General features: G+C 33.6%; 19 protein-coding genes. 16 read left to right on the forward strand and 3 right to left on the reverse strand.

Translation table 11 applies throughout. The features are described from left to right. Position 1: 1 nt before the first annotated feature. Together QQS35_RS09950 and QQS35_RS09955 are read right to left on the reverse strand one after the other, a co-directional pair. Positions 2–271: a spore coat protein CotJB gene (locus QQS35_RS09950; RefSeq protein WP_285931910.1), complete on the reverse strand. Its 270-nt coding sequence runs from the start codon at positions 269–271 to the stop codon at positions 2–4. 68 nt (positions 272–339) lie between these two features. Then, positions 340–549 (reverse strand): spore coat associated protein CotJA, encoded by a 210-nt coding sequence (locus tag QQS35_RS09955; protein ID WP_285931911.1) that lies wholly within the window; start codon positions 547–549, stop codon positions 340–342. Positions 550–787: 238 nt separating this feature from the next. On the opposite strand from QQS35_RS09955, the gene QQS35_RS09960 reads away from it, so the two are divergent. The 5 genes from QQS35_RS09960 to QQS35_RS09980 all read left to right on the forward strand — a co-directional run bounded on the left by QQS35_RS09960 (position 788) and on the right by QQS35_RS09980 (position 6577). Then, the gene (locus QQS35_RS09960; RefSeq protein ID WP_285931912.1) at positions 788–1423 is read left to right on the forward strand and encodes a CBS domain-containing protein; all 636 of its coding nucleotides are present in this window, start codon (positions 788–790) and stop codon (positions 1421–1423) included. A gap of 940 nt (positions 1424–2363) precedes the next feature. After that, on the forward strand, positions 2364–3122 hold the full coding sequence (locus QQS35_RS09965) for a metallophosphoesterase (RefSeq protein WP_285931914.1): 759 nt from the start codon (positions 2364–2366) through the stop codon (positions 3120–3122). Between the two features lie 85 nt (positions 3123–3207). Then, complete coding sequence (locus QQS35_RS09970) at positions 3208–3792, forward strand: genetic competence negative regulator (protein WP_285931916.1); 585 nt, start codon at positions 3208–3210, stop codon at positions 3790–3792. A gap of 397 nt (positions 3793–4189) precedes the next feature. Continuing rightward, positions 4190–5470, forward strand: a complete 1281-nt coding sequence (locus tag QQS35_RS09975) for a Glu/Leu/Phe/Val family dehydrogenase (protein ID WP_285931918.1) — start codon at positions 4190–4192, stop codon at positions 5468–5470. A gap of 132 nt (positions 5471–5602) precedes the next feature. Further along, positions 5603–6577: a YpdA family putative bacillithiol disulfide reductase gene (locus QQS35_RS09980; protein ID WP_285931919.1), complete on the forward strand. Its 975-nt coding sequence runs from the start codon at positions 5603–5605 to the stop codon at positions 6575–6577. A 196-nt stretch (positions 6578–6773) separates the two neighbouring features. Here the strand turns inward: QQS35_RS09980 and QQS35_RS09985 are convergent, their stop codons facing one another. Further along, on the reverse strand, positions 6774–7745 hold the full coding sequence (locus QQS35_RS09985; protein WP_285931920.1) for an asparaginase: 972 nt from the start codon (positions 7743–7745) through the stop codon (positions 6774–6776). An 88-nt stretch (positions 7746–7833) separates the two neighbouring features. Between QQS35_RS09985 and prsW the strand changes: the two genes are divergently transcribed. The 11 genes from prsW (at position 7834) to QQS35_RS10040 (ending at position 16846) form a co-directional block, all read left to right on the forward strand. Further along, the gene (prsW, locus tag QQS35_RS09990) at positions 7834–8529 is read left to right on the forward strand and encodes a glutamic-type intramembrane protease PrsW (protein WP_285931921.1); all 696 of its coding nucleotides are present in this window, start codon (positions 7834–7836) and stop codon (positions 8527–8529) included. 210 nt (positions 8530–8739) lie between these two features. Continuing rightward, the gene (gene sleB / locus QQS35_RS09995; RefSeq protein WP_285931922.1) at positions 8740–9672 is read left to right on the forward strand and encodes a spore cortex-lytic enzyme; all 933 of its coding nucleotides are present in this window, start codon (positions 8740–8742) and stop codon (positions 9670–9672) included. 16 nt (positions 9673–9688) lie between these two features. Then, positions 9689–11032, forward strand: coding sequence for a germination protein YpeB (gene ypeB, locus QQS35_RS10000; protein WP_285931923.1), 1344 nt, complete (start codon positions 9689–9691; stop codon positions 11030–11032). A 165-nt stretch (positions 11033–11197) separates the two neighbouring features. Continuing rightward, a complete protein-coding gene (locus QQS35_RS10005) occupies positions 11198–11854 on the forward strand; it encodes a flagellar brake protein (RefSeq protein WP_285931924.1) in 657 nt (218 codons plus the stop codon). Positions 11855–11908: 54 nt separating this feature from the next. Beyond that, positions 11909–12106: a DUF5359 family protein gene (locus QQS35_RS10010; protein WP_285931925.1), complete on the forward strand. Its 198-nt coding sequence runs from the start codon at positions 11909–11911 to the stop codon at positions 12104–12106. A gap of 73 nt (positions 12107–12179) precedes the next feature. Continuing rightward, on the forward strand, positions 12180–12878 hold the full coding sequence (gene cmk / locus QQS35_RS10015; RefSeq protein ID WP_285931926.1) for a (d)CMP kinase: 699 nt from the start codon (positions 12180–12182) through the stop codon (positions 12876–12878). Beyond that, positions 12865–13443 carry a lysophospholipid acyltransferase family protein gene (locus QQS35_RS10020; protein ID WP_285931927.1) on the forward strand — a complete coding sequence of 193 codons (579 nt, stop codon included), beginning with the start codon at positions 12865–12867 and terminating at the stop codon, positions 13441–13443. The genes cmk and QQS35_RS10020 overlap by 14 nt, the downstream gene beginning before the upstream one ends. A 99-nt stretch (positions 13444–13542) precedes the next feature. Beyond that, on the forward strand, positions 13543–14682 hold the full coding sequence (gene rpsA, locus QQS35_RS10025; protein WP_285931928.1) for a 30S ribosomal protein S1: 1140 nt from the start codon (positions 13543–13545) through the stop codon (positions 14680–14682). A 487-nt stretch (positions 14683–15169) separates the two neighbouring features. Continuing rightward, positions 15170–15775 (forward strand): YphA family membrane protein, encoded by a 606-nt coding sequence (locus tag QQS35_RS10030; protein ID WP_285931929.1) that lies wholly within the window; start codon positions 15170–15172, stop codon positions 15773–15775. Next, positions 15768–16664 (forward strand): YIEGIA family protein, encoded by an 897-nt coding sequence (locus QQS35_RS10035; RefSeq protein WP_285931930.1) that lies wholly within the window; start codon positions 15768–15770, stop codon positions 16662–16664. Before QQS35_RS10030 ends, QQS35_RS10035 begins: the two co-directional genes overlap by 8 nt. Continuing rightward, on the forward strand, positions 16661–16846 hold the full coding sequence (locus QQS35_RS10040; RefSeq protein WP_285931931.1) for a capping complex subunit for YIEGIA: 186 nt from the start codon (positions 16661–16663) through the stop codon (positions 16844–16846). The genes QQS35_RS10035 and QQS35_RS10040 overlap by 4 nt, the downstream gene beginning before the upstream one ends. The last annotated feature ends 109 nt before the right edge of the window (positions 16847–16955 follow it).

Consider the following 16955-nt stretch of genomic DNA (forward strand, 5'->3'; position numbering starts at 1 on the left):
TCTACACTTGCCAAGGCCAAGGCTGGTCATCCCATTGCCAGGGATAGGTCGAGTAACTTCTTCCAAAATGCATTAAAGGACCAAATTGTTTTTCAAATTCTTTTTTCAATTTCTTACTTTGAAAAGTGGAATTGTTAAATTGCTGAATCGCATCATAATCTTGAGGGTGGGTATCCAAATAAAGATTAAGTTCAACAATTACAAAATCAATTGCCTGAATTTCATCAAGCAATTCATAATATTCAGGTGGCATTGGGCTAGGAGTTGTCATTATTAATCACCTCATAACTCGTTTTAATTTGATTATTTTTAATCGATTTTCTAAAAGTCTTAGCATGTTTAATCATGCTTTTTATACTTGTCATACAAAATAGGCCATAATGTTCCACTATATAATGCTTCTTTAGCTGTTTCGAATTGTGGTAGATTAGGTGGTTGGAAACCTAAATATAATTGAGGTGGGGTAGGGTAACTCTTTTTAACTATTGGATTGCAAGGATCATACGGACTAATATATGGGTAATAATATTTTGTATTTGTATGTGACAACAGCAAACCTCCTCTCTTATTCCATGCATACACTTGATTTTATAAAATAATAGCTTGTCTCATGCATACACTTTCTTTTTGTAGTTTATTTTATCTTTGAAACTTTACCTGCAGGAAAAGATTCATAATGTGTAGAATTTAAAGTAGAATAAGGTTAAACATTATTTGCATTAAATAGAGAGAATTATATTTGTAGATGCTTAAGGCGTTTTCGATTGTTCATAGGAGGGATGAATGCATGTTTGTTAGAAGTACCATGAAGCCAAGTTATCAATGTTTTGTAGCTTCACCAACTGACACATTAAGATCAGTTATTGAAGTTATGGAAAAAGAGAATTTTCAGGCAATGCCAGTAGTTGATAACAATTTATTTAAAGGGATGGTCTCGAAACAAAGTATTTTCCGAGCGTTTTTTTACAGTAATCAAAGTCAAGATGAATTTCTTGATAGTAGGAAAGTTAATGAAATTACAACGAATCATGATTTATTTATTGGTGAAGATGAAGTGTTTGAAAGAACTTTTACTACGTTTAAGGATTATCCCATCTTAGCTGTAGCAGACGCGAACAGAAAATTCTTGGGAATAGTAAGTCGATTTGATGTGTTAGAACAATTTGAAAGTGCTTTTGGTACAAAAAGGAAAGGAATAAGAATCGCCTTCACATCTGAAGAATCTTCAGGTAGGTTTTCGAGATTGTCCGATATCATGAAACAGTTTCATGTGAATATTATATCGATAACCACTTTTGATGAAACGGATAAACTAGCAAGAAGAATTGTTTTGAAAATAGATCAAGGTGTGAAAATTGATAAACTTGCAAAAAAGTTAGAGAATTCAGGGTTTAGAGTATTGGATATTAAAGAAGAAGGATAAAAGAAAAGTGCAGATACTTACATAACCAACTTAATTAAGTTCAGATAAAATATAAAGTGCGCAATAACTTAATTATCATTTTCTTTTATCTCTTACAAGGTGAATGGAAATACGCCGCTGCGGAAAAGCACTCGCTTTCCGTGGGGAACGCTTCAGTCTCCTCGCTCGCAAAGAACGCTCACTGCGGGGCCTTCAGACTGTTCCTTTCCCACTGGAGTCTCGCATTTTCCTTACGCTTCGTATAGTTTTCTTTTCAAGTGAGAGGTAGTTGGTTTTTTTTCCATGAAATAGTACGTATTAAAAAACTTAACTATCATAAGAAAGATTATTTATAGATGCTGTTTTCAGTGGATCAAGTTAAATTGTCGACACTCCTGCAGGAACAGCAAATGTTTTCGCTGGGACGAGTAATCGCAGTCCCACGAGCTAAAGGTACACTCAGAATCGGTTTTATTCTGAGTTAGCTAAAGCCGTGCCTGCGGAAAGGGAGCCAATTTCGCTTGAGGAGCAATGCCAGTGTTCTATTACGGACTTTATATCAAGTTTGACAGGTATAAAGCAACAATGTTTAACAAAAGAGTCTATCTTAAAAAATAGAAAATAATTCTTGTGATGATTCCGTCAAAAAGGTACACTTACTCTTAATAAGAAAAGACACCCATTCATATAAATCTCTTATATTGGGTGTTTTTTTACAAATATGAATTTTGCTGTATAGTCAAAAACTTTAAGCGATGAAAGGTTTTATTTTGATGATTTTAATAAATAATTAATATTATCGATTTTTTTTAATATATCTACTATAAGCTTATTATTTCTCCTGAAACTTAAAAATGATATGACTCGAGTTTGTAGTTTTGATGTTAGATAATTTTGTGGTACGATTCTTTTACGTGTTTTAATTTTTTTACATGTATGTTATAAGAAAGGGAGAAATTTTTTGGAGTTATTAACCGTAGTAGGATTATTAGCTATTGGTTTCATTGGCTATATGTATTTTAAAGCACATCATGACGTTATTGATATGAGAGAAATTAATATCAATAAAATACCAAATAATAAACCCTTAAAGCTATTTTTCATTTCTGATACACATCGGAGAATTATAAAACAGAAAACAATAGATAAAATAATGGAAGATATTGATATCACAATCATTGGTGGAGACCTTATTGAAAAAGGCGTATCAATGAAAAGAGTTAAACAAAACATAAAGAGGTTACATACATTACATGCACCAATATATTTCATTTGGGGAAATAATGATTATGAAGTGAATTTGATTGATTTTAAAGAAATGCTTATACAACAAAACGTCATTATTTTAAGAAATCAAGCAGAAATTGTTAGACATTATCACCAAAAAATCAATTTAGTAGGTATTGATTGTTGCCATATGGGAGAGCCGGATTATGAGTTAGCCATGAGTCAATCAATTGGTGATGTGAATATTTTTTTAACACATGACCCTAGCTTATTTTTTGAATTGAATGAAGAGGAAACAAATGTGATTGACTTGGCTCTGAGTGGACATACCCATGGGGGGCAAATAAGATTGTTTGGTTTTGGGTTTTACACAAGAGGTGGAAATAAACTTCATCATAACACACCAATATTAATAAGTGAGGGATATGGTTATACCATGCTTCCTTTTCGGCTAGGAACAAAGGCAGAGTGTCATGTTATAAGAGTACAATAACAAAAAGATGATTGTTAAAGTTCCAATACTTCACAAAAAAACATATAATATAACATAGATAGGCAAATTGAAGGGGGTAGTTTATATGCGGTTAGAAAGACTTTCAATAAATCAATTTAAGATATTTTTGACATTTGATGATTTAATTGAAAGAGGTTTAACCAAAGATGATCTTTGGCACGATTTGCCTAGAGTACATGCTTTATTTCACGATATGATGTACGAAGCTAGTGATGAATTGGGAATTGAATTAGAAGGGTTACTGCTTGTACAAGTTCACTTATTACAAGCGCAAGGAATGTTTGTCATTGTTACGCAAAATGACAATGATGATATTGAATATGATGATGATTATGTGGAAATGAAAGTTACATTGGATGAAAGTCGAGAACTAATTTTCTATTTCGAAGATTTTGAACACATTATCCAAGTTTGTGCTCGGCTTAATCATATAGGTCTTAGTGGCGGTACTGTTTATCACTTTGACAATAAGTACTATGTGCGATTGTATGACAATGATGTAAAAGAAAAAAATCGTGAACATATTATAGCAATTTTATCTGAATTTTCATCTGCCAGTATAATTACCTCCTATAGATTAGATGAGTATGGCAAAAAGATATTTGAGCGAGATGCAATCGATCAAGTATCTAAGTTGTTTAAGGCTTAACAAAATGAATGAATAGAAAAGAGGTTGGCTCACGGTATGAGTCAACCTCTATTTTAACATTTTTATAATTAAAGAAATGCGCATGGACACCTGCCCTACAAAAATAGTTTTATATCTTGTTGGTTTATGATTTTGAAATATTGGTTAAAATCACCAAAGATTACTTATATAAGCATTATTTTATTGCATAATCGCTTGTAAAGTGTATACTATTGTGTGAAATATCGATTAAACAACTTTGACTTGTTCTGTTTTTTTAGACTAAGTTGTTGATTTATTTAAGATTATTTGAGAGTATTTAAATTCTGTTAAATTTCTGTACTAAAGGAACAATAAAGAAAGATAATAATTAATTGATTAACTGAATGAAGTTTTACTTATTTTAGGAGGTAGGTTCATGGTAGCCGATAAAGCATCAGATTCTCCAAATGGACAAAATGATAAATTAGATGTGCTAAAGTCAACACAAACAATCGTTCAACTTGCCCTAGAAAAATTGGGTTACCCTGATGAAGTTTTCGAATTGCTCAAAGAGCCAATTCGTATGATGACTGTAAGGATTCCAGTACGTATGGATGATGATTCTATAAAAATATTCACTGGTTATCGTGCACAGCATAATGATGCTGTTGGTCCAACAAAAGGTGGTGTGCGCTTCCACCCTGGAGTTAGTGAAAAAGAAGTAAAAGCTCTATCTATATGGATGAGTTTGAAAGCAGGAATTGTAGATTTACCATACGGCGGTGGAAAAGGTGGAATCGTATGTGATCCTAGAGAAATGTCTTTCAGAGAACTTGAAGGAATTAGTCGAGGATATGTGCGAGCAATAAGTCAAATTGTTGGTCCAACTAAAGATATTCCAGCACCAGATGTGTTTACTAACCCTCAAATAATGGCATGGATGATGGATGAGTACAGTAGAATAGATGAATTTAATAATCCTGGTTTTATAACTGGTAAACCACTAGTTCTTGGAGGGTCACATGGACGTGAGTCTGCAACTGCAAAAGGTGTAACGATATGTATTGATGAAGCTGTAAAGAAGAAAGGCATCAGTGTTAACGGTGCTAGGGTTGTAATCCAAGGTTTCGGTAATGCAGGAAGTTTCTTAGCTAAATTTTTACATGATGCAGGTGCCAAAGTTATAGGTATATCTGATGCCTATGGTGGTTTGCACGATCCAGATGGATTAGATATTGACTATTTACTAGACAGAAGAGATAGCTTCGGTACAGTAACAAAGTTATTTAATGATAGTATTACAAATGAAGAATTACTTGAATTAGATTGTGATATCCTTGTACCAGCAGCGGTAGAGAATCAAATTACGGAAGAAAATGCCCATAAAATTAAGGCATCCATTATTGTTGAAGCCGCAAATGGACCTACAACTTTAGAAGCAACTAAAATTTTGTCTGATCGAGACATCTTACTCGTACCTGATGTACTTGCATCTGCTGGTGGGGTAACTGTTTCTTATTTTGAATGGGTTCAAAATAATCAAGGTTACTATTGGTCAGAAGAAGAGGTTGAAGAGAAGTTATATAAGGTTATGGTAAAAGCATTTAATGCTGTTTATAATACTGCGGAAGTAAGGAAAATTGATATGAGACTTGCTGCTTATATGGTAGGCGTTAGAAAGATGGCAGAAGCCGCTCGTTTCCGTGGATGGATCTAGTTAGAATGGATAAACACTTATTAGTTTGTATAATAAGTGTTTTGTTTTTTGTCATAATGTTTATAAGTGGCTTATTTATTATGTCTTTATTATAGTAGTCTATATATAGGTGTGGAAGGAGAGGTTGGTATAGTGAATAGGGAACATACAATTATAGTAGGAGCAGGCCCTTGTGGCCTGTCAACTGCTATTGAATTACAAAAACGAGGCGTAACCCCTTTACTTATTGAAAAAGGTAATGTAGTTAATTCCATTTATAATTATCCAACACATCAAACCTTTTTTAGTTCAAGTGATCGGTTAGAAATTGGTGAAATTCCCTTTATAACAGAAAAGAAAAAGCCTGTTAGAAATCAGGCTCTAGCGTATTATCGTACGGTTGCGAAGAGAATGTCATTGCGAATTAATAGTTTTGAACGTGTGTTGTCTGTTAAGAAACTGAAAGAAACCTTTATTGTCCATACGATAAACAATAAAGGTGTGGAGAATGATTATGAAGCGAGTAATGTAGTAGTATCCACCGGCTATTATGACCAACCTAATTATTTGGGGATTAAAGGTGAGGAATTAAACAAGGTGAGTCATTATTTCAAAGAAGCACATCCATTTTATGATAAAGACGTGGTAGTAATTGGTGGTAAAAACTCCGCAGTCGATGCTACACTTGAACTACATAATGCGGGTGCCCGGATTACTGTTTTATATAGGGGATTAGACTATTCCTCAAGCGTTAAACCATGGATTTTGCCTGAATTCGAAGCATTAGTTCGAAAAGGGGTGGTTCAAATGGAATTTAATAGTTGCATCAAAAAGATTACTGAAACGGACGTTTATTATGAAGTCGCAGGTGTAGAAAAAAGTATAAAAAATGACTTTGTCTTTGCAATGACTGGATATCAACCAGACCAACACTTTTTAACTGACATGGGCATAGAAATTGATGAAGTGACAGGAAGACCTGTTTTTAACGATGAAACAATGGAATCTAATGTTGAAGGGATTTTTATATCAGGTGTTATAGCAGCAGGTTATAATAATAATGAGATCTTTATAGAAAATGGCCGTTTTCATGGTGAATTGATTGCAAATAAAATAGCTAACCAATAAAAGTAACCTCCCTGTCCTATTTGTAGACAGGTGAGGTTGCTTTTATTTTGTTTATCAGGAATTAGAGATTTAGTTTATCCTCTGAATAACTACAATTAACATGTACTACGTCGAATTCCAGTCAATCATCTTTGTGGCCCAAGACACTACACTGAGCTTTTTTTATGAGATTTAAATAATAAGGTTTGTTTCTATTTTATATTTCAAAGATTGAGTTCAACTCTGAAGAAATAGCTGTAATTTCAAGAGCTATTAGCAATTTTATTCTTGCTTTTTGTCCTGTTAAGCCGTTTGCGAATATCACACCTAAATCTTTCAGATGCCTACCACCACCCGTATAGGCATAGGTGGCTTGAACCGTTCCCTTAAAACATCTAGAAACTAAAACTACAGGTTTATTGTCAGCAATGAAATCTTTAATGGACACAATAACTTCCGGTGGAATGTTTCCTTGACCAAAACCTTCGATTACTAATCCATCAACATTTGATTGCTGAATTGCTCGGATTAGACTACCATCCATTCCCGCATATGCTTTTATAAGCGCAACGTTTTTAGTAATATTTTTAATAGGGTAGGATTCATTTGTAATAAGTTTTTGATAGAAATTTACCGCTTGTTTTGTAATGACGCCAATCGGACCAAATTGAGGACTTTGGAATGTTGCTACATTACTTGTGGAAGTCTTAGTAACATACTTGGCTGTATGGATTTCATCATTCATTACCACAAGAACACCTTTATCTGTTGCTTCATCACATATAGCTACTCGGATAGAACTCATTAAATTATAGGGACCATCTGAGCCTAGTTCATTACTGGACCGCATCGCACCAGTTATAACAACAGGTATTTGAGTAGCTAGAAAAAGATCGAGAAAATACGCTGTCTCTTCTAGTGTATCTGTACCATGTGTTACAACAATACCATCTATATGATGGGTGCTTATTTTATTGTTTATCTTTTTTGCTAGTTCCAACATATGGCTAGGTGTAATATGAGGGGAAGGTAAATTGAATAATATCTCTTCCTCTATATTTGCAATTTCCCGAATCATAGCAGTCATATTATGTAAGGGATGTGTATTAGCAGTTGTAACAGCACCTGTTGTCAAATCTTCCTCCATAGAAATCGTTCCACCTGTATGAATAACTAGAATATTTTTCATAACGAACACACCAACTTCATTTCAAGTATTTTCTTTATTCATACTTCATGATACGATTAAAATAAAATAAATGAAAGAGGGTGTCGTTATGTTTGCTATCCTTTCTGCAGGGATTGCACCGACACTTGCATTAATGTCATTTTTTTATTTGAAAGATAGATTCAATTCAGAACCAATTACCTCTGTGTTAAAAACATTTATTTACGGAGCTTTATTAGTGTTTCCAATTATGTTTATTCAGTATGCATTTATAGAGGAAGGTATCGGTCAAACGCCATATATTCGTTCATTTATTTTAAGTGGACTCCTAGAAGAGTTCTTTAAATGGTTTATATTTTTATATACTGTTTATAAATATACAGAATTCAATTCCTTATATGATGGCATTACGTATAGTGTTTCCATTAGTTTAGGATTTGCTACAGTTGAAAATATATTGTATTTAGTAGGACATGGAGTCGAACTAGCTTTTAGTCGTGCGCTCTTTCCGGTATCATCGCATGCATTATTTGGTGTTATTATGGGTTATTATTTGGGTAAGGCAAGATATAGTAAATCGGGTTCTAATTTAAACATCATCCTGGCATTATTCTTTCCAGTATTACTCCATGGAATATATGATTTTATATTAGAATCAATTAAAAGTAATTGGATGTATGTTTTAATCCCTTTTATGATTTTTTTGTGGGCAAATGGTTTAAGGAAAGTTAAAAAAGCCAATCAGCATAAACTAGCGGAGCAGGAATATATGATATATGTCTTGAATAAATCGAAGGTGCAGTAATAGCCATATTCTCGAATCGAATAGTTAAAAACAATTTTAAACTATTCGATTAACATTTAATAAATTCATTGCTTAATAAAGCAGTGGATTTTTTTGTTTTAAATTCCTTTTATGATTGTTTAATAATATCCGTATGTATAAAAAACAGTTTCAATCAAAAAATAGACACATAATACATCATGCAAAAACAGCTCTAGGAGGAAAAGGCCTATGAACATCAAAAGAAAGATGATACTTACGATACTAGCAATAGTCACTGTTACAAGTATTACTGCGACACAAAATATCAAGCCAGTCGAAGCATTTAGTCAACAAGTAATTCAACAAGGTGCTGTTGGTGAAGATGTTATTGAGTTGCAAGCTAGATTGCAATACCTAGGTTTTTATAACGGTAAAATTGACGGTGTGTTTGGATGGGGAACTTATTGGGCTCTAAGAAACTTTCAGTATGAATTTGGTTTGGATATAGATGGACTTGCAGGTTCTACTACTAAACAAAAGTTACAGAAAGCAAGTCAATATGATCAACAATTTATAAAACAGCAATTAAATGCTGGTAATGATTTTACTTACTATGGTGGTACGCCAAAGGAAAATCAAGTTAAACAAGGAAAAAATCAAGGTAATCAACAGAACCAAAAACAACAGAACCAAAAACAACAGCAACAACAACAACCAAAACAACAACCAAAACAACAACCAACGCAAGACGAAGGAGCAAATAATGAAGCAGCTGAAACTGATAATTCACCGCCACAACCGACAGCTGTTAATGTGCCAAATGGATTTTCTCAAAATGATATTCAACTGATGGCAAATGCTGTATATGGGGAGGCACGTGGTGAGCCACACGAAGGAAAAGTTGCAGTAGCAGCTGTTATCTTAAATCGTGTTGAAAGTCCAACATTTCCGAATACAGTTTCAGGAGTTATTTTTGAACCAAGAGCATTTACAGCAGTAGCAGATGGGCAAATTTGGCTTACACCAGATGATGCAGCAAGACGAGCGGTTTTAGATGCCTTAAATGGTTGGGATCCAACAGGTGAAGCTATTTATTATTTTAATCCTGATACAGCCACATCTGGTTGGATTTGGGGAAGGCCACAAATTAAAAGAATTGGAAAACACGTATTTTGTATGTAGGAAGGGTGGATAAATAATGGTTAGATGGTTATTAATTGCTGTGTTAGCAGTAGGTGTTACAGCAACAGGTATATGGGGTTATCAAGAACATCAAGAAAAGAATGCTATTTTAGTGCAAGCAGAAAATAACTACCAACGGTCATTTCATGATTTATCCTATCATATGGATTTACTTCATGACAAAATCGGAACGACATTGGCAATGAATACAAAAGAACAACTATCGCCACAACTTATCGAAATATGGAGGTTAACATCTGAAGCTCATTCAGATGTTGGACAGTTACCACTAGCCTTACTACCATTTAACAAGACCGAAGAGTTTTTATCGGAAATTGGTAAGTTTTCCTATCGAACTGCAGTGAGAGATTTAGAAAATGATCCGCTATCAGACGAGGATATAGATACACTAAAATCATTGTATGAACAATCTGCTGACATAGAAAAAGAATTACGAAAAGTACAACATATCGTCTTAGAAGAAAATTTACGCTGGATGGATGTTCAACTAGCTTTAGCTACAAACGATCAGCAGGCAGACAATACGATTATTGATGGTTTTGAGACAGTTGAAAAAACAGTTAGTGGCTATTCTGAAGGGAACTTTGGTCCAAGCTTAACTGGAACATCAAAAGAAAACCATGACTATAAATATTTAAATGGCGAGAAAGTTACTAAAGATGAGGCAATTAAAGAGGCAAAAGAAATGTTTGGTGTTAAAGATGAGACAGAGATTACGATAGCCGAATCAGGTGATGGAGCAATTGTTCCTGTTTACAGTGCTTCCTATCGTAATGATGAGAAAAATGGATATATGGACATATCACAACAAGGTGGACATCCATTATCATTAATGGTAAATCGTGACGTGGCAGAACCAAAAATCAGTCTAAATGAAGCTATGGAGCAGGCGTTGGACTACTTGGAAGAAAAAGGGTTTGATAATATGGAAATCTTTCAGAGTAGCCAGTATGATAATGTTGGTGTATTCAACTTTTTGTATAGACAGGATAATATAAGAATTTATCCAGATTCTATACAAGTAAAAGTTGCATTGGACAACGGAGATATTTTAGGTTTTTCATCGAAAGACTTTTTTAGGAACCATCAAGAACGGACTATCAATGAACCTGAGTTAACAAATGAAGATGCTAAAGGAAAAGTGAATCCCAATGTTGAAATACAGGATGAACATGTTGCTGTGATTGAAAATGATTTAGGCGAAGAAGTTTTGACATACGCATTCTTTGGAACACTTGGTAATGATACTTACCGAATTTTTATTGATGCAAATACTGGAGTCGAAGTAAAAGTGGAGAAATTACAAGGTGCTGAAAATAAGTTTGAAGAATCTGCTTAGGGAAAGGTTTACACCTTTCCCTTTTTCCCTTTTTTTGAGATAATATAAATTGAATTATACTTACCTTCTACAGGATAAGAAAATAAACTTTTTAAAAGGTAAGTCCTATAATCCTTTAACGCATACATATAGACAGAATTCACTTTGGGGAGAGAGGCATAACCATTGATTAAGATAGGTACTCCAATTACATTAGAATATTATAATGAAGAGAACATTGAAAAGTATAAGTGTAAGATAGTTGAACTAGAAGGAGCTACAATTTATATTGACTACCCGATCAATGAAACCAGCGGGAGAACTGGTATATTTTCTAAAGGTTCTGAGTTTATAGCAAGTTTTGTTGGAAAAGACAATAGTGTTTACCGTTTTGAAACAGTTTTAAAAGGGAAAAAAACCAGTAATATTCCGATGTTACTGTTACATTATCCCGAGAATGAATTAACTAGAATACAACGAAGAGAGTATGTTAGGGTTATGACTGCGATTGATGTATCCATTCATGAGAACGAGGGACATCTTTCGCCTTTCACTACAATCACTTATGATATAAGTGGTGGAGGACTATCTATAATAATTCCGGAAAATTATACATTCATACCTAAAATGTTGTTAAATGTATGGCTTGTTCTTCCAATGGAATCGGGCAAATTTTCATATATTAATGCAACAACAGAGGTTATACGTGTGAATAAACGCGATGGGAATAAAAAAGATTTATTGTCTCTTAAATTTGTAGAAATCAAAGATAAAGATAGACAAGAAATTATCCGTTATTGTTTTGAAAATCAGTTGAAAAGCCGAAAAAGAGGTTTAAATTAATCGTATATTTATGGGTATATAAGTTATAATAACTAACAAAAAAAGGTGAAAACAATGAGACGTGTTGAAAGATGGATTGTTACGTTACTATTAATTCAAACCTTCCTTTTGGTAGTTACACAATTTCTTATAAGTAACTCAGAAATCCAAGTGTATGTTGATCCAGTTTATCAATACTTGGGTGTTTTTAAAGATGAAGACTCCTCTATAAAAACAATAGACCACATTTTAAAAAATGTGTTATCCTTTTAAAGGTGGGCAGTGAGTCAAACACCCATCACAGAATATTATTCAGTTAATCGATAGAGAGGGAGAAAAATTAGTAATGGTAACAAACAAAATCGCAATTGCAATTGATGGCCCTGCTGCTGCAGGAAAAAGCACAGTAGCTAAAAAGGTAGCAAGATATTTAGAGTATATCTACATAGATACAGGAGCAATGTATCGGTCATTAACATATAAAGCTTTACAAAAAGAGATTGATTTAGAAAATGAAAACAAATTATTTGAATTATTAAAGCAAACAACGATTGATTTAAAACAAGGTAAGGAAAGTCAAAAAGTATTTCTTGATGGAGAAGATGTTACAACGGATATTAGAACGGATGTTGTAACTAATAACGTTTCTGTTGTTGCCAAGCATTCTAGTGTGCGTAAAGAAATGGTTGCAAGGCAACAATTCCTTGCTCAAAAACGCCAAGTTGTTATGGATGGGCGTGATATAGGAACGCATGTTATACCAAATGCAGAAGTCAAAATTTTCTTAATAGCTTCAGTAGAAGAAAGAGCTTTGAGAAGGCATAAAGAAAATATTGATAAGGGCTACCCTTCTGAATTAGAAAAGTTGAAAAAAGAAATAGAGAAAAGAGACCAATTAGATTCAGAACGTGAAGCAGCCCCGTTAATTAAAGCAGATGATGCAATTGAAATTGATACAACTTCTTTAAGTATTGATGATGTTGTTGATCGTATTTTGGGAGTTGTAGAAAAAGTAAAAGGGAGATTAACGGATGAGTCTATATAAATTTGCCAGATTTGTTGTCGGTCTTATATTAAAACCCTTATATAGAATTAAAGTAAGTGGTAAAGAAAATGTGCCTAAAGAGGGACCTGTTATTATTTGTTCAAATCATATATCTAATTTCGATCCACCAGTAGTTGGCATTACATGTCCTAGAGATATTTATTTTATGGCAAAAGAGGAATTGTTCAAAAATAAAATTCTAGGAGGCTTGCTACCGAAAATACATGCTTTTCCAATCAAAAGAGGTATGAAAGATAGAAATGCTTTAAGGCGTGGTTTAGAAATATTAAAAGAAGGCGAAACACTAGGCTTATTTCCTGAAGGTACGAGAAGTAAGACTGGTGAAATCGGTCAAGGGTTAGCAGGAGCAGGTTTTTTTGCAGTTCGATCCGATGCTATTATCGTTCCATGTGCGATTATTGGACCTTATCAAAAGATGAAGCCATTAAAAGTTATTTACGGTCCTCCAGTTAATATGAAGGAGTTAAGAGAGAATAAAGCTTCAGCAAAAGAAGTCACAGACGCTATTATGGCTGATATTAAAAAATTGATTGAAAATAATTAATATTCAACTATTGCTTGACAAATAGGTATAAATGTTAGAACTTAGAAAAAAGGACATATCATTAAGTTGATGTATTGGAAATCGAAGGAGGTCACTTTTGTGGATGAAATGAACAATGAACTGTCAGAATTCAAGGAGTTATCAGTAGGTGAAAAGGTTACTGGAAAAGTAGTAAAAGTGGAGGAGAAACAAGTACTAGTTGATATCGGGTATAAAGTTGACGGTATTATTCCTATTAGCGAATTATCAAGCATGCACTTAGAGAAAGCTACGGATGCAGTTAGTGAGGGAGAAGAACTCACATTAAAAATTAAAAAGATAGAAGATGAAGAAATTATCTTGTCAAAACGATCTGTTGACTCTGATCAAGCATGGGAAGTATTACAACAAAAGTTTGAAAGTGGAGAAGTATTTGAAGCTGAGGTAAATGATGTAGTAAAAGGTGGATTAGTTGTTGATGTGGGGTTACGTGGATTTATTCCTGCTTCTTTAGTTGAAACACATTATGTCGAAGATTTCTCAGATTATAAAGATAAGAAACTAAGTTTAAAAGTAGTTGAACTAGATCGTGAACAAAATCGTGTGATTCTGTCACACCGTGCTGTTGTTGAAGCCGATGAAGCATCCAAAAAACAAGATGTTATTCAGTCTATCGAACAAGGACAAGTACTAGATGGTAAGGTACAAAGAATAACAAACTTTGGTGTATTTGTTGATTTAGGTGGAATTGATGGTTTAGTTCATATTTCACAGTTATCTCATGAGCATGTAGAAAAAGCTTCTGATGTCGTTTCGGAAGGTGATCAGATTAAAGTGAAAGTATTATCTGTTGACCGTGATAATGAACGTATATCTCTATCTCTTAAAGAAACACAGCCTGGCCCTTGGGAGACGATTGATGAGAAAATTGAAGTTGGTTCTATTGTTGAAGGAACAGTTAAGAGACTTGTGAATTTCGGTGCTTTTGTAGAAGTATTACCAGGAGTAGAAGGTCTAGTTCATATTTCACAAATTTCTACAGAGCATATTGGAACGCCCCAAGAGGTTTTAGATGTTGGACAAAAAGTTCAAGTGAAAGTCTTGGATGTTAACGAGAATGAGAAGCGTATTTCCTTAAGTATTAAAGAAATTGAAGTGGAAAGAAATCAAGAGGAATTAAAACAATATACGAAAGAAGAAGATCATTCAGGCTTCCAATTGGGTGACATGATTGGAAACAAACTAGATAAATATAAATAATTCAAAATATTTGAGAGGAACAACTAAATAGTTGTTCCTCTCTTTTCATTCACGGAAATTTAAAAATATACACCCTCTGTACAACCTGTAACAACTCCAGCTGAATCCTAGGCTTTAAAAATCCTTGCTTTGTATGCTTCAGCCTGCTCTTTCCCCATTGGACTTTGAAACAATATTCATGAAAATACAAGGAACGAAAACGATAATAAGATGTATTCCAATAGTAGAGTATAATACGTACATTCTCTAAATAGAAATATCGCTTGATGTAATGCCACCCGAAGTATTTGTCGGTATATAACACTTCATAATCCCATCAAACTCAATTAAACATACCAAGAGATCCTTTTAATAACACAAGCAATAGAGTTAATAGTTTGGTAGTTGTTTTAATCGATACATATTCATTTTTAAAATAATTTCGTACAAATAAGATGTTTAGATTGGATGAATTATAGCCATAATGCTTAATGGTAGGTGGGGCAAAATGGATGGACTGTTTTTTTATTGGATGGGTTGGATTATATGGATTTTAATTACTTTTTTAATGAAGAAAAATAGAAATCGTACGATTTTAGGGCTTGGGATATTAATACTTATTTTGTTTTCTGACACGATAATAACCATAGGAAATTTAGATGTAAATGTAGCTTTAATTTTATTATACTTTGCCGCAATGTTTGTATTGGCTAGTAGAAAGGATTGGATTATAAATACAATTTGGTCTTTAGCAATTGTATTCGGCTATGCTGGAATTTTATTTTGGGAACAGATAAGTCCTATCTGGTTATTCGTTCCAAGAACAATAATAATCCCAGTTATCGGTTTTGTATTTCTTAGTTTTTTATCTCGATCTTTTGTCGTAAAGTGTGTGATTTGGTGTTTAGGAATTACTACAGGAGAAGTTATCCATGGTCTTATCTTACATAGTTATGGTTTTTCTGAATCTATAGGAGAGTTAGCATTTTTGGATTTAGTGTTTATAGAAATTGCATTTCTTTTAGTGAATCTATTTATAAAAGAAACTCGGGTGAGACTAGATTTGTTTACCCAATCAATTGAGAAACAAAGAAAGAGGTGGACACATGAATGAATACACACTTCCAATTTTATTTGGTGTCATAATAGGGACGTTAGCAAGGTCTATCATGCTTAAAACAGATTATAGGCAGTATCCAACATACTTACATGGTAAAGTAATCCATTTAGCTTTAGGTTTTATTGCTGCAGGGCTCGGGGCGGTAGCTGTTCCGGCAATCATGGAAAAGGAATTTACTGCCATTACATTTTTAACTATAGCTGCATCTCAATTTAGAGAAGTAAGGAATATGGAAAGAAATACATTATCCGAATTAGATAGTTATGAACTTGTGCCAAGAGGCAACACCTATATTGAAGGAATAGCTGTAGCGTTTGAGAGTAGAAATTATTTAGTTATATTTACTTCATTACTGACTACGGCATTTTATTTGATATGGAATATTTGGGCAAGTTTAGGAGTTACGGTTATTTGCTATTTAATTATTAGGAAGTTTATGAGTGGCTCAACATTAGGAGAAATAGTAGATATTACATATAAGGGAATACACTTTGAGGGTGCAGGACTCTATATAGATAACATTTATATCATGAATATCGGTTTACCTCAAAGACAAAAGGAAATAGAAAAATACGGAATGGGATTTATATTAACACCTAAAAACTTTGATGTTCGTTCCACAATTGCAAATTTAGGGCAAAGACAAGCAATTTTACATGATGTGTCAGTAACAATGGGTGTTTTCAGGGATTCTGGAACGCCTGCTTTAGTTCCATTAATTAAACGTGATCTAGATGATGGAAGAATTGGTGTATTTATTCTTCCACAAGATAAAGACATAGATAAAGCCAAAAGAGTGATTGGTGCTGTACCAGTATTGGAAAACGCTATACGCATGCCTTCTGAATCTAAAGCGAACCGTAAGGGAAGTGAAAGTAAATGAATATTGAAAAAGCTATATTATCCGTCATAACTACAAACAATCAAAAAATTACTGGTGGTGCACCTATTTTTGTTTGCGATACTAAAGAAGAGATGGACAATGTAGCAGCAAACCTGGAGGCTATCTTAGACGGGATAAGTCACGCACTAAGCGATGAATTATATATCATTGTCAAGCACTAATATGAAGCATAAATAAAAGTCAATATTGTTTAAATTTACCTCTTTTGCTAAAATGGATTAGTTAAAGGTTGTACAAAACGTAAAGTGAGTTTAATTTTTTTCTAGTTGA

It is taken from the genome of Aquibacillus rhizosphaerae, assembly GCF_030282825.1.
Taxonomy (GTDB): Bacteria; Bacillota; Bacilli; order Bacillales; family Amphibacillaceae; genus Aquibacillus_C; species Aquibacillus_C rhizosphaerae.